Annotated in this window: 11 protein-coding genes; 1 reads left to right on the top strand and 10 read right to left on the bottom strand. The window is 59.0% G+C overall.

The genetic code is table 11. The features are described 5' to 3' along the window. Positions 1 to 107: 107 nt before the first annotated feature. The 6 genes from ruvA to tatA (D3Y59_RS10785) form a co-directional block, all read right to left on the bottom strand. Positions 108 to 713: a Holliday junction branch migration protein RuvA gene (ruvA, locus tag D3Y59_RS10810; protein ID WP_119445060.1), complete on the bottom strand. Its 606-nt coding sequence runs from the start codon at positions 711 to 713 to the stop codon at positions 108 to 110. A gap of 261 nt (positions 714 to 974) precedes the next feature. Continuing rightward, on the bottom strand, positions 975 to 3245 hold the full coding sequence (locus D3Y59_RS10805; RefSeq protein ID WP_205590823.1) for an NADP-dependent malic enzyme: 2271 nt from the start codon (positions 3243 to 3245) through the stop codon (positions 975 to 977). A gap of 98 nt (positions 3246 to 3343) precedes the next feature. Then, complete coding sequence (locus D3Y59_RS10800) at positions 3344 to 5395, bottom strand: LysM peptidoglycan-binding domain-containing protein (protein WP_119445059.1); 2052 nt, start codon at positions 5393 to 5395, stop codon at positions 3344 to 3346. Positions 5396 to 5399: 4 nt separating this feature from the next. After that, positions 5400 to 6845 (bottom strand): Asp-tRNA(Asn)/Glu-tRNA(Gln) amidotransferase subunit GatA, encoded by a 1446-nt coding sequence (gene gatA / locus D3Y59_RS10795; RefSeq protein WP_119445058.1) that lies wholly within the window; start codon positions 6843 to 6845, stop codon positions 5400 to 5402. 16 nt (positions 6846 to 6861) lie between these two features. Next, positions 6862 to 7239, bottom strand: coding sequence for a twin-arginine translocase TatA/TatE family subunit (tatA, locus tag D3Y59_RS18815; RefSeq protein WP_119445057.1), 378 nt, complete (start codon positions 7237 to 7239; stop codon positions 6862 to 6864). Between the two features lie 11 nt (positions 7240 to 7250). Then, positions 7251 to 7475 carry a twin-arginine translocase TatA/TatE family subunit gene (tatA, locus tag D3Y59_RS10785; RefSeq protein ID WP_119445056.1) on the bottom strand — a complete coding sequence of 75 codons (225 nt, stop codon included), beginning with the start codon at positions 7473 to 7475 and terminating at the stop codon, positions 7251 to 7253. Between the two features lie 293 nt (positions 7476 to 7768). On the opposite strand from tatA (D3Y59_RS10785), the gene D3Y59_RS10780 reads away from it, so the two are divergent. Further along, positions 7769 to 8698, top strand: a complete 930-nt coding sequence (locus D3Y59_RS10780; RefSeq protein ID WP_119445055.1) for a GAF domain-containing DNA-binding protein — start codon at positions 7769 to 7771, stop codon at positions 8696 to 8698. A 259-nt stretch (positions 8699 to 8957) separates the two neighbouring features. On the opposite strand, the gene D3Y59_RS10775 is transcribed toward D3Y59_RS10780, so the two are convergent. The 4 genes from D3Y59_RS10775 to D3Y59_RS10760 form a co-directional block, all read right to left on the bottom strand. Continuing rightward, complete coding sequence (locus tag D3Y59_RS10775; protein ID WP_119445054.1) at positions 8958 to 10352, bottom strand: murein hydrolase activator EnvC family protein; 1395 nt, start codon at positions 10350 to 10352, stop codon at positions 8958 to 8960. Further along, entirely contained in the window at positions 10330 to 11079 is a 750-nt protein-coding gene (locus D3Y59_RS10770; protein ID WP_205590822.1) for a DUF4292 domain-containing protein, read from the bottom strand. Before D3Y59_RS10770 ends, D3Y59_RS10775 begins: the two co-directional genes overlap by 23 nt. 22 nt (positions 11080 to 11101) lie before the next feature. Continuing rightward, entirely contained in the window at positions 11102 to 12883 is a 1782-nt protein-coding gene (locus D3Y59_RS10765) for a tetratricopeptide repeat protein (RefSeq protein WP_240410336.1), read from the bottom strand. 132 nt (positions 12884 to 13015) lie between these two features. Next, positions 13016 to 14026, bottom strand: coding sequence for a sugar nucleotidyltransferase (locus D3Y59_RS10760; RefSeq protein ID WP_119445052.1), 1011 nt, complete (start codon positions 14024 to 14026; stop codon positions 13016 to 13018). Positions 14027 to 14105 lie beyond the last annotated feature (79 nt).

Here is a 14105-nt window from a genome sequence, read left to right as displayed (position 1 = left end):
CAGGTCAGCAGGAAAGCTACGGCAACGGATGAAAAAGCGGCAACGTACTTCTTAGTACCAGGTGTCAAGCAAAGGCGAAACAAAAGGGCCCGAAGGCCCAGGAAAAACTAATTCGACTTAAGAGCAAATTTAATTAAATCCTCCACGCTCAGGTCGTTGCCGTGTCGTTGCTGAATCTGGTCGAGCGTTTTCTCGGCAGCCGCCCGCGCAAAGCCCAGGGTAACCAGTGCGGCTAACGCTTCGGAGCGGTTGGTATTGTGTTGCTTGGCCAAAGGCACGGTTTCTACGCCGGCTTTGGCCAATAGTTCGTCTTTGCGGAGCCGGTCGCGCAGATCGAGCACGATGCGCTGTGCCGTTTTCGGGCCTACGCCCTTGATAGCCTGAATGGAGCGTACGTCCTCCTGAATAATAGCCTGGCGAATTTCGCCCACCGACATCGATGACACAATCACGATGCCTGTGCCCGGCCCGATGCCCGACACCGAAATCAGGTGCATGAACAAGGCCTTCTCGTTCGGGTCGAGAAACCCGTAGAGCGCCTGCGCGTCTTCCTTGATGTGATGGTAGGTGAAGAGGTTGATCTTGTCGCCCTCGGCCGGCAGCTTGGCGTAGGTGGCCAGCGAAATTTTTACTTCGTATCCGACGCCTTGTACGTCGATGATTACTTGCGTGGGGTCTTTGTAGACAATCTTACCGTCGAGGTAGGCAATCATGTAGGCAGCGGTGTGATGACAGGTAACTCGGGCTAAGTTAAGCCGACATTCCGAACGCAGCCGCGCGGTGGCGTTCGGGTCTTAGGTCAACAGTAAAACCGGGCAAACAATTCGCCTAGGTGCCACGGCGCGCAAGGGCTGCTGGCACCTAGGGCCCGCGGTGTTGTTGCCCTAGGTTCTGGGCAAAAAAAGCCGCCCAGAGCTGGAGCAGCCCTGGGCGACCTAGGTAAAATACCGGCGGCTTAATTCTGGCCCCAGCCTCTACAGCGGGTGATTGTAGGTTTGCGCGTCTACCACGGCAATGGACGTCATGTTCACGATGTCGCGCACCGAGGCGCCCAGCTGCAGAATGTGCACCGGCTTGCGCATGCCCATCAACACGGGCCCGATAACCTCGGCGCCGCCGATTTCCTGCAGCACTTTGTAGGCAATGTTGCCCGAAGTAAGACCCGGGAAAATAAGCGTGTTGGCGCCTTTCTCGGCCAGCTCCGAGAAGGGGTAATGCTCGCGCAGCAGCTGCGGGTTCAGGGCCGTATTGGCCTGCATTTCGCCGTCCAGGATCAGGTCGGGGAAGCGGCGCTTAGCCATTTCAGTAGCGCGGCGCATTTTGTCGGGCAACGGCCCCACGTTCGAGCCAAAGTTGGTGTAGCTCAGCACGGCAATGCGCGGCTCCGTGTCGAAGAAGCGCACGGCGCGGGCCGTCAGGCCGATAATGTCCACGAGTTCCTCGGCCGTAGGGTCGATGTTGACGGTGGTATCGGCAAAAAAGAACGGGCCCTTTTTGTGCAAGATGATGTACATGCCCGCCGCGCGCTGCACACCGTCTTCCACGCCAATAATCTGCAGGGCCGGCAAAATGCTCTTGCCGTAATCCTTGGTCAGGCCCGTAATGTAGGCGTCGGCCTCGCCGTTGTCGAGCATGAGCGCGCCGTAGTAGTTCCGCTCGCGCAGCAGGCGCTTGCCTTCGTAAAGCGTCATGCCTTTGCGCTGGCGCTTCCGGAACAGGATTTCGGCGTACTCGTGGCGCTTGGCCTCGTCCTCCAGAATGTCGATGATTTCGCAGCCCTCGAGGTCGAGCGAGTTTTCGCGGGCAATCTGCTCGATTTTAGCGCGGTTGCCCAGCAAAATGGGCGTGGCAATGCCCTCGTCGTGCACGATTTGGGCGGCCTTCAGGATTTTGTAGTTGTCGGCCTCGGGGTACACCACACGCTTGGGCGTGGCGCGGGCCCGCGAGGTAATGCGGTTCATCAGCTTCTGGTTGACACCAAGGCGCGAACGAAGCTCGTCCTCGTAGCCGTGCCAATCGGTAATCAGGCGCCGGGCCACGCCGCTTTCCATGGCCGCTTTGGCCACAGCCGGCGAAATGGTGGTAATCAGACGTGGGTCGAGCGGCTTCGGAATGAGGTACGTGCGGCCGAAGCTCAGCGTGTTATCGCCGTAAGCCTTGTTCACCATTTCGGGCACGGGCTCTTTGGCCAGTTCCGTAAGGGCGCGCACAGCGGCCAGCTTCATGGCCTCGTTGATTTCGGTAGCGCGTACGTCGAGGGCCCCGCGGAAAATGTAGGGGAAGCCCAGCACATTGTTCACCTGGTTGGGGTGGTCGGAGCGGCCCGTAGCCATGATGATGTCCTCGCGCGTGGCCATGGCCACCTCGTAGGCAATTTCGGGGTCGGGGTTGGCCAGCGCGAATACGATGGGGTCTTTGGCCATCTTCAGCAACAGCTCCGGTGCCAGCACATTGGCCGCCGATAGACCTAGGAAGAAGTCGGCACCTTCCATGGCCTCGGCCAATGTGCTGATGGGGCGCTCGGTGGCAAACTGCATTTGCAGCTCGGCCAGGTTGGTGCGCTGCCGGTTGATGATGCCGTCCTTGTCGAACACCACCACGTTTTCGCGCTTCAGGCCCAGCTCGAGGTACAGGCGCAAGCAGCTGATGGCCGCCGCACCGGCGCCGCTCACCACCACCTTAATTTCGCCGATCTTTTTGCCCACCAGCTCCAGGCCGCTCAGCAGCGCAGCCGCCGAAATAATGGCCGTGCCGTGCTGGTCGTCGTGCATCAGCGGAATGTTCATCTTCTCCCGCAGCTCCGTTTCGATGCGGAAGCACTCCGGCGCCTTGATGTCCTCGAGGTTGATGCCGCCAAACGTGGGCTCCAAGGCCTTCACAATACGGATAAACTCGTCGGGGTCGGTGGCGTCGATTTCAATATCGAAGCAGTCGATGCCCGCAAACTTTTTAAACAGCACGCCTTTGCCCTCCATCACGGGCTTGGAGGCCGCGGCGCCAATGTTGCCCAGGCCCAGCACCGCCGTGCCGTTGCTGATAACGGCCACGAGGTTGCCCTTGGCGGTGTACTTGTAAACGTCGTCGGGGTTGGCGGCAATTTCTTTGCACGGTTCGGCTACGCCCGGCGAGTAAGCCAGGGCTAGGTCGAGCTGCGTACTGACGGGCTTGGTAGGTACCACCTCGATCTTCCCGGCCGGGTTCTGTTCGTGGTAGTTAAGCGCGTCTTCCTTATTTATTTTCAGCATAAACAGGTGTGGGCAAAAAACAAAAGGCGCCGCCTGCTAAGGCAGCGCCCGAAAGCAAGTTGCGACAAAATTAAGTAAATGAATGCCGCAAGTTTGGCTTAACCGGCCACAATCAACTTCTGGCCAGGTTTTACCTCGTCGGATTTGAGGTTGTTGAGCTTGCGCAACTGCTCAACGGTAAGCCCCTGGTAACGGCGCGAAATGTTGAACAGTGTATCGCCGGGCTGCACCACGTGCACGCGCTGCTGCTCGGACCCTAGGTGCTGCCGCTGCTTGGTAGGCGCAGCAGGCTTGGGGGCCAAGGCAACCGTTTTTGCAGGTGAAGAAACCGGCAGGGTCGTTTCAGTGTCGGCGGGTTGGGTGAGGCGCAGCTTTTGGCCGGGTGCTACCGCCGCCGACTGCAACTTGTTCCACTCCATCAGCTGGGCCACCGTAACACCTCGCTCGCGCGCTACCTTGTTGAGGTAGTCGCCTTTGCGCACCACGTACTCGGTGGCAGCTTCAATTTGCGCCTGGGCCTGCGCAACGGTTGCTTCGGATGCGGTAGGCTCAGTGGTTGGGGTTGGCTCGGTTGCCGTCCGCGCCGAGCGGGTAGCGAGGCGGGGCGTAGCAGCGGCTACTGCGGCCGTGCCAGCTGGTTCTGGCGTTGCCACCGTTGCTGGCTCAGCTTTATCCGAAGCAGCAACGGGGCGCTTGGTTACTTTAACGCCCATTTCGCCGGGTGTGCGCGGTGCGGCGGCAACGGCCGGGGCGGCAGGCTTACGGGCCATGGCCACGGTGGCAGCATTGCTGCTTTCCTGAGCCGGCAGAAATACCACAAGCTGTTGCTTCGAACGCAGAGCCTGGCCTTTGGGCAAGTGGTTCCAGCGCCGGAGTTGCGCGGTGCTCACGCCGTACCATTCGGCTAGCTCACCTAGGGTTTGCCCTTTGCGCACGGTGTGCACCTTGCGGCGCGAGCGCGGCGTTTCGGCCGCGGCGGCTACTTCGCGATTGGCGTTCCTGGGGGTGTTGTTAGCATTGGCCGCCAGCGCCGACGGGAACGGCTCTACGCCCTGCAACCTAGGTGGCAAAGCGGCTATGGGCTGCGGCAGGGCGGCTTGGGGCGTGCAGTAGCCAAACAAGGTGGCTCGGTCTACCTCTTGCAGCAACGGCCTTGCCGCGGCCGGGAACTTAACGGCGTAGGGGCGGTAGCCGGCAGGCAAGTAGGTTTTGCGCAACTCCGGGTTCATGCGCAGCAGGGCTACCGAATCGAGGCCGGCGGCTTGGCCAAGGCGGCTTACGTCGAAAGCGCGGCCGCCAATTTGCAGCGTATCCATGGGCTGCGCGTACTGGTAGCGCAGGTCGGGGGCGTGTAGGTTGTGCTGCTGCGCGTACTTCATGGCGTACAAAATGGCCGTGAAGCTGGGCACGTAGTTGCGCGTTTCCTGCGGCATGTGCGGGTGCAGGTCCCAGTAGTTACGCTTGCCCGTGCGGCGCATTACGCGCTGCACATTGCCGGGGCCCCAGTTGTAGGCAGCCAGCACCAGCTCCCAGTCGTGGAGCATGCCGTACAGAAAACGCAGGTGCTTACAAGCGGCCTCAGTGGCTTTTTCGGGGTCCATGCGCTCGTCTACCCAGTCGTCGCGGCGTAGGCGAAGGTCGCCGGCAGTGGGGCCCATAAATTGCCACAGCCCGGTAGCGCCTACCCGCGACTTGGCCGTCGGAATCAACGCCGACTCTACTACGGCCAAGTACTTAAGATCTTGCGGCAGGTTGTACTTGGCCAGGTACTTTTCGAACAGCGGAAAGTAAAGGTTTTCGCGCTCCAGTACCCGCTGCATGTACGTGCGGTTGCGCTGTGTGAAGTACGTCACGTGCGCCATTACCACGTTGTTGAACACCAGCGGCATGTCCGAGTCGATGCAGCCAATCCGGTCGCACACTAAATCGCGCATGGCGGGCGGGGTCTGCATCCACGCCAGCTGTTCGGGGGTAAGGGCAGGCTCGGCTACCAGCGAGTCGGGCGCCAGCTCCAGCTGCACCTGCGTCGAGTCCAAATCCGTTCCGGCCGCTGGCGGTGCTGCGGGTGGCAATTGCGTTTGGCCCGCAACCGGGTGCGCAAAGGCAGCAGCCAACAACAGCAAAGCAGAGGCGCGGAACGGATTTTTCATGCGACTACGGAGCTACAGCAGAGGCAACAACACTTTCGGTCAGGTGCTTGGCAAAGGCCAGCATTTCAGCTTCGCGGAAAGCGCCGCTCATTACCTGCATGCCGATGGGCAGCCCGCCTTGGTCGTTTCCGATCGGCAGCGAAATGGCGGGCACGCCGGCCAGCGAAGCCTGAACAGTAAATATATCAGCTAAATACATTGCCAGCGGATCTTTCGTGTTTTCGCCGATGCGGAACGCTGTGGTGGGCGAAGTCGGCAAAATCAGGAAGTCGTATTGGCGCAGCAGCTCGTCGGTTTGCTCCTTAATCAGGCGGCGTACGCGCTGGGCTTTGGTGTAATAGGCGTCGTAGTAATTGGCCGAGAGTACAAAAGTGCCCAGCAAAATGCGGCGCTGCACTTCTTTCCCAAACCCTTGACTGCGCGATTTTTTGTACAGCGAAGCCAAATCGGTGGCATCGGGCGCACGGTAGCCGTACTTCACCCCGTCGTAGCGCCCTAGGTTGGAGCTGGCTTCGGCCGTGGTGAGGATGTAGTACGTGGGCACCATGTAATCCAGGTACGGGAAGTCGACCGCCTCCACCACGTGGCCCTGGCCACGCAGCTGCTCAATTACAGTTTCGGTGGCCTGCTTGATATCGGGAGCCAGGCCCGGCCGCTCCAACGTGTCGCGGATGTAGCCAATGCGGTAGTGCGCCTGCGGTTCGAGCAACTGGCTGTAGGCCGGCACGGGCTGCTGGCTCACGGTGGAGTCGAACTCGTCGGGGCCGGCCATTACTTCCAGCAGCAAAGCGGCGTCCTCTACCGAGCGGGTAATGGGACCTACTTGGTCGAACGACGAAGCGTAAGCAATCAGGCCGTAGCGCGAAATGCGCGAGTACGTGGGCTTGAGGCCCACCACGCCGCAAAATGCCGCTGGCTGACGCACCGAGCCGCCCGTATCGGAGCCGATAGAAGCCAAGCACAAATCGGCCTGCACCGCCACCGCCGAGCCGCCCGACGAACCGCCCGGCACGCGCTCGGGGTCGAGCTCGTTGCGAACCGGACCGAAGTACGACGTTTCGTTGGACGCGCCCATCGCAAACTCGTCGCAGTTCTGGCGGCCGATCAGAATGGCGTCTTCGTCGAGCAGGCGCTGCACGGCCGTGCCCGTGAACAGCGACTTAAAACCATCGAGGATGTGGGAGCTGGATTGCAACGTGTGGCCCTGGTAGGCTAGCACGTCCTTCAGCCCGATAACCATGCCGGCCAGCTTGCCGGCCGTGCCGGAGGCTAGTTTGGCGTCAACGGCATCGGCCTGCGCGCGGGCTTCGTCGGCCCACACTTCCAAGAAAGCGTTGAGGTGGGCTTTGCCGGCGATGTTATCCAGATAATACTCCACGAGCTGGCGGCAGGTGATGTTACCGGCCGCCAGCTCGTTACGAACTTCCGTTAGGGAGTTGAAGCGTCTCAAGGGAGCTTGGCTTAGATCAAGTGATAGGATGCTGATCGGAGGGGGGGTGGGGCAAACCGGCCGGGGTAACGGTGGGTTGCTCCGGGGCCGGAACGGGGCCACTTTGTGGCTGATCGAGACCCGAGGACTGGTAGGCTACCGGGGCAGGCGGTGCCTGCTGGTACGGTTGCGGCTGGGAGGCGGGCTGTTGGTACCCGTTGGGTTGGGTATTGGCGTTTTCTATCTCGCTGCGAATCTCGCGAGAGGCATCTTTGAACTCGCGGATGCCCTTGCCCAAGCCACGTGCCAACTCCGGTATTTTGTTGGCCCCGAAAAAAATCAGGATGACGACCATGATCAGCAGCATTTCGCTGCCGCCAATGTCGCCTAGGAAAAGCAGAAACGGCGTGCTCATCGCTACAAAGGTTAGCGGATGGGTTGCTGCGGGTCTTGCGGGCTCGTCGGGTTGTTGTCGCGGTATTCGGGCTTTTGCTCTTTCGAGGCGTCCTTAAACTCGCGAATGCCCTGGCCCATGCCTCGGAACAGCTCCGGAATGCGCTTAGCCCCAAACAGCAGAACTAAAGCAACAACTATCAGCAAAACCTCGGTAGTGCCGAGGCCACCGACAAACAGAAAAAGAGAAGCTAGCATGGTTTCCGTAGGGGAAAGTGAATGATAGTTAGGCTTACGGCCAGGCCTGCCAAACGGATTGTAAAGGTACCCGATAATTTCCAAACCCGATTCCAACAATCCGCATAATGGAATGGTTAGTGCTCTGCGTGGCCAAGGCAAGCTAATTTGTTCGTCACGCCAATAACCTTGTTTGACGAGCATAAAGTGCGTTTTGGCGAGACAAACCACCAAATTGCCATTGTTCGTAGGTAATTAGGGGTCTTGTTGTGCCTAGATGGCATTGCCACTGCCGCTACCACACTTCATAAGTCATGAACGTTCCACCCATTTCTTCCTCCCTTCTGCGTACTGGTGTGGCCAATGTATCCAGCGAAGAAGAACGCCTTGAGGCCCTACGGGCGTACCGCATTCTGGATACCTCGCCCGAAGAGGATTTTGATGCCCTGACGCGGCTGGCGGCTTACATCTGCGGCACGCCCATCTCCTTGGTATCGTTGGTTGACAGTGACCGGCAATGGTTTAAGTCGAGCTACGGGTTGGGCGTGAGCGAAACGCCGCGCGAGTATTCGTTTTGCCAGTACGCAATGGTTTCGGGAGGAGTGTACGAAGTGGAAAACGCCACAAACGACCCGCTGTTTCGCGACAACCCGCTCGTTACCAACGACCCCAACATCCGGTTTTACGCCGGCGCCCCGTTAATTACCCCAACTGGGCAGCCCCTAGGTGCCTTATGTGCCATCGATACGCAGCCACGCAACCTAACGGACGCGCAGCGCGATGCGCTTAAAACGCTGGCCCGCGAGGTGGTTTCGCACCTGGAGCTCCGCCGCGCACGGCTGCAACTAGAGCAGGAGCGCGCCAAACTCGAAGGCTTGCTCCGCATGGCCAACGACACGGCCGCTTCGTTGTACTCGAACGGCCGTACGGAACTGTTCGTGAAGCAGGACCACAAACTGGTACGGGTGTGCGCCGCCGATATTTCGTACGTAGAGGCCCTAGGTGATTACGTGAACATTTACGTGGGCACCGAACGCTACACCGTGTACACTACCATGAAGGACATGCTCACGCGCCTGTCGCCGCGCGACTTTGTGCGCGTGCACCGCAAGTACATCGTGCGCCTCGACCGTATCGTAACCATTGACGGGGATTCGCTAGTGGTTGACGGTGGCCGCGCCTCGTCGGTGCCCATCGGAAATTCCTATAAGCAAGACCTTATGGGGCGCCTGAATTTGGTGTAGCGTACCCCGCTAAGAATTTTTGGTGGTTTAAAAAGAATTTTAGTGTATTCGCCGAAAATAGTACTCAAGGAATACCTCGGGTGCTGTATCTTTCGGCTGTTGTCGGGGGATTAATCTTTTGGCGACGAGCTTTCGGGCTTGCCAAGGAGGGATTAACTGATAGCTAAGTTTGTTTTCATAGCTCAGAAAGGCACCGTACGCTGTACGGTGTTTTTTTATTTTAAGCCAGTGGCAAATTGTCGGCAACGGTGTAGCAACACTATTTGCGGCCTAGCCATTGTTCAGGATTAAGGTTGGTACTGTTCTTCCAAACCTGAAACTGCAGTTCGGTGGTGCCTTCGGCGTTGGTGGAAACCGTGCCGATGGGTTGGCGCATCTTCACTTGCTGGCCTTCGGCCACGTTTACGGAGCGCAGTTTGGCGTACACCGTGAAGTACTCGCCGTGCTGCACCATCACCACGTTGTTCATGCCGGCAATGTTGGCCACTGTTAGCACTTTGCCGTCGAAAATAGCCCGCACCGACTCGCCGGCGCCGGTCTGGATGTCGACGCCGCGGTTGTCGACGGTAACGTTTTTGAGCACTGGGTGCGGATGCCGGCCGAAGGGCTGCGAAATAAACCCACGGGCCACCGGCCACAGCAAACGCCCGCGGTTTTCGGCAAACGACGAGGAAAGCTCCGCCGTTTCGGGCGTGAGGGTTACGCGGCTGGTGGAGGTGTTGGCAGCTGCATCGGCGGCTTCGGCAGCCTCGGCGGCCTCGCGGCGGGCGGTGGTGCGCTCGGCTGCTGTGGCGTCGGTGCGCTCGGCACGTTCGGCGGCGGCTTTGGCTGCGGCAGCTTTGGCAGCGGCACGCGCGGCAGCTGCACGCGCAGCGCGGGCAATTTCCTCGCGTACGCGCTGGGCAATAAGGTTATCGAGCTTGCGAACGGCTTGTTGCCGCTGCGCCAGCTCTTTCTGCAACTGTTGCTCTTTTTGGCTAAGCTGCTGCACCACTTGGTCCTGCTGCACCTTCATGGTTTGCAGGCTGCGCCGCTCGCTTAGCTGCGTGGTTAGCAACGAGGTTTTTTGCTGGCGCTTTTCGGTGAGGCTGGTTAGCTGCTGGCTTAGCTCTTGCTGGGTGCGCAAAATGCCGCTTACCTGCTGCCGCCGCGCCTCGGCGTACTGCCGCACGTAGTGCAAGCGCCGCATAAACTCGTTGAACGAGTCGGCGGCGAACAAGAACATCAGGCGGTTGTACGAGTTGGCCGTTTTAGCCGAGGCGTAAATCAGCTGCGCGTACTCGACCTTGAGGCGGTCGAGCTCGGCTTTGGTAAGCTGTACGTTGGTGGTGGTTTGCTTTACGCCGGTATCGATGTAGCGCAGCTCCGTAGAAGTCGACTTGATTACCTTCTGCTGCACGGTAATCTTTTCCTTCAGGGCATTCAGCTGACCTAGGGTGCTTTGCTTCTGCTGCTTGGTTTGCTCCAGAATGCGGCTGGCCTCTTGTATGCGGCGCAAATTGTTACGCCGCTCACGCTCCAGCTGAACCTTGGATTTAGCCGGCTCCCGGCGGGTGGGGCGGCGCTGCTGGGCAGGGGCTGCAGTAAGAGCAAGCAGCAGTGCGCCAGCCAGCAGCCAGGCAGGCCAGCGGCTACTTGCGGTTTTTGCGCCCATACTCGGCCGGTACGGAGAAGGGGAAAGAAAGCCGTTCTTTGTCGAGGTCCACGTTGCGGTAATTAATCATCACGGTGGCCGCGGCGCGGCCCGGTTGCTGCGCCTGCAGCATTACGCCACGCGCAAACAGCTGCCCACCCGGCTCGAGCGGCTGAAAGTCGGCGTAAGTTACATCCAAAGAGCTTTTGGTGCTGTCGTCTTGCACGGTTAGCTTTTGCAGGCGGGCACGGTTCAGCTCAATCAGCTGTTGCACCAGCAGGCCGGCTTGCTTGTAGCTGACTTTTTGAACGGGGCCTTCTTCCACGGCCGTAAGCTGCACATTGGGTGCGGCGGCGGGCAGGTAGTCGCCGGCTAGCAGCGCCTGCAGCTGCGCAAACGTTACGGGCACATTAAACTGGCGGCTTAGGTAATCGAAATTGCCGGCGTAGTAGGTTTTCTCCAGCTTGTTCATCACCTGCACCGAATCGGGGGTGATGCGCGCCCGAATGCCTTCGATACCTAGGAACGAGGCCGAAACCCAAATAACGCTGTCCTTGCGCATGCGCACGTTCAGGTTGGCCGTGTACTGCTCGCCGTTGGCGTTGATCTGCGCTTTGCCTTTGGCCGCCAGGTACGTAAACTCGAGGTTGCGAGCACGCACCTCGGGCGCTTGGGAGCGGGCAGCGGCGGTAGATTTAGTCGGGATGGCGCGGCGCTGACAAGCACCTAGGGCAAGGCTTCCGGCCAAGGCCAGCAAAAGCGGCCAACTTCTATTCATACAGTTTTCGTTCTTTGATCTTGCGGTCGATGAGGGCAGAGGTGCCGCCGGCCTTTTTGGCCTGCTGCCACTGCTCCACGGCCGCCGCCGTATCGCCAAGCTGATACAGCACATCGCCGTAGTGCTCCAATACAGTGCCATCTTTCGAGGTCTTGATAGCTTTTTCGAGGTATTGGCGCGCGCCGGCGTAATCTTTCGATTTGTACAACACCCAGGCGTAGGTGTCGAGGTAAGTGTCGTTGTCGGGGAAAAGCTTCACCAACTTGCCCGCCAACTCCTTGGCCTTGGCCAACTCCTTGCCGCGCAACGACAGGTAGTAGCTGTAGTTGTTGAGGGCTTGGGCGTTGTTGGCGTCGAAGGTAAGCGCTGCCTCGTACGCCGCATCTGACTTATCGTAGTCTTTGAGCTCGTGGTACGCGTCGCCCAACTGCGTGTCGAACTGCGCGGCCAGCTCGGGGTTGTCGGTCGTGAGCTTTTTGCCTTGCTCCAGCGCTTTCACCGCCTTTTGCGGCTGCTTGGCAAACATGTGCCCCACGCCGTTATAAAACCAAAACACTGCTTGGTTCGGGAACAGCTCCAGCGCTTGGTTGGTGTGCCGCAGCAACGAGTCGGTTTGCGTCAGCTCGGCATCAATCAGCACCACCTGTTGCCAGATTTTGAAGTGCGAGTTGTCGAGGCGCAGGGCGCGGAGATAATTATCGCGCGCCAAGGCTTTTTTCTCCGACAACAGCTGCACATCGCCGGCTACCGAGTACGCTTTGGCCTCTTTGGGGTGCACGCGCGTAGTTATGTCGGCCAGCTCGAGGGCGGTTTGCTGCACGGCTGGGTTGGGCAGCTGCTTCAGGTAGTCGACGAGGATGCGCACCTTCTGGTCGATACCTAGGGCCGGGCTCTGGAAGGCCTGTTTGATTTGCTTTTCCGACTCGGCCTGGTTGCCTTGCTGCCGGTAGGCATCGGCCAAAATCATGTGAGCCTGCGGATTCTCGGGGTCTTTGCGCAGGGCTTGGTTGGCTACCCGAATAGCATCGGGCAGGCGGTTGTTAGCCGCGTACATTTCGGCTTGCGCCAGCACGTAGCGGATGTCCTCGGGGTTAGCCGATATTAGGGCTTCGCCTTCTTTCAGCGCCTTGTCGAGGTTATTTTGCTTGAGGTAAATCTGCTGCTTTTTAAACGACACCTCGTCGAGCGTACCAAATTCCTTTTCGGCCTGATCGAAGGTGCTCAAGGCTTCGTTGAGTTTGCCTTGGGCCAGGTACAAATCGGCTAGGTTGAACAGATAGGACTTCGACTCGGGCACGTCCTGAATCAGGCGCGTGTATACCTGCGCGGCTTGGTCGTACTGCTTTTGGGTGGCGTAAATCTGCGCCAAAATCAGGTAGTAGTACGGGTTCTTCGCATCGAGGCGCAGGGCGGCCTGTGCAAAGTTGGCCGCATCTTTCAGGTTGCCGATGAGCAGGTTGTTCTCGGCAATCTTGTAGTTAATGGCTGCGTTGTTGGGGTCAATCTGGTAAGCCTTCAGCAGCCGCTCCTGAGCCTTGGGGTAATCCTCCAGCAGCATGTACTTTACGCCGTCCACGAAGTAGGCCGCGCTCATTTCGCGGTCTTTCTCGGTAAGTTGGCTTTGCTGCTGGGCTTTGGCCGCTTCGAGCGCCGCCTGGCGCTGCATTTCCTTTTTTTCGCGGCGCGTAAGCTTGCGCGGCTTTTCGGTACCCGCCTTGTCCGTAGCGCGCTTCTGCTGGGCATAGCCGGGCTCGGCCGCAAGCAGGCCTAACACAAGAAGCAGAAGGGAAGCGGAGCGGATCATGGCAAAAAGCGGCAGCAACGGAAAACGTAGAAACGGGTGGTTTCGGGCCAGGCCGGCCCTAGGAAAAGATACGGCATTTACCCCGAAACCACCCGGCTGTCTCTACAGTTTCAAGGCGTTGTAATCACCCACGCTTAGGTCGGCGGGGGTACCGGTGAGCGTGGCAAAGCTGCCAATCATGGAGTTGGTGATGTTGGCGTTTTGCACGGCCGCCGACTTCTGCACGATGCTGTTAACGACCACCGAGTGGCGCACCGTCGAACCATCGCCTACCGATACGTGCGGGCCGATGATGCTGTGCTCGAGCACCACGTTCTCGCCAATGTACACCGGCGGGATGAGTACGGTATTGGTGAGCTTGGCGGATTTAGCAACGGTGTCTTCGCCGGCTTCCTGCAGATACTCGAGGTAGCGTTGGTTGGTGTACACGGTCGCATCCTTGTTGCCGCAATCGAGCCACTCCGTAACGCGGCCCGGAATAAACACCGCGCCTTGGTTTTTCATGTTTTCGAGGGCATTGGTGAGCTGGTACTCGCCCTTGTCCATGATGTCGTTATCAAGCAGGTACTGCAGTTCGCGCTTCAGGTACTCCCCGTCGCGGAAGTAGTATATGCCGATGATGGCCAAATCGGATACGAACTCCTGCGGCTTCTCAATCAGTTCGGTAATCTGGCTTTGCTCGTTGAGTTTTACCACACCAAACGGGCGCGGATCCTCCACGCGCTGCACCCAAATGGTGCCGTCGGCCGAGGTATCTAGGGTAAAATCGGCTTTGAACAGGGTGTCGGCAAAAGCCACTACCACGGGGCCGGTGAGGGCCGATTGGGCGCACAAAATGGCGTGGGCCGTACCTAGGGGCTCGTCTTGGTAATGAATAGTGCCTTTGGCGCCCACCGATTCGGCGATTTTCACCAGGCTCTTTTCAACTTCTTCGCCGAAACGGCCTACGATAAACGCAACCTCCGTAACCTGCTGGCCTACAACTTTGGCAATGTCCTCGACGAGGCGCTGAACGATAGGCTTACCAGCAATAGGAATCAACGGCTTAGGAACGGTAAGCGTGTGCGGGCGCATGCGCTTGCCCATGCCGGCCATCGGGACGATGATTTTCATAAGGGGTGCGTTGTGAAAAATTTAGTTCAGAGGGCGTGTACGTAAGTTGCTACGAAACGCTGTGTAAAATTCGCTCTTG

This window comes from Hymenobacter oligotrophus (assembly GCF_003574965.1).
Classification (GTDB): domain Bacteria; phylum Bacteroidota; class Bacteroidia; order Cytophagales; family Hymenobacteraceae; genus Solirubrum; species Solirubrum oligotrophum.
This window is presented reverse-complemented; position numbering and strand designations above follow the sequence as displayed.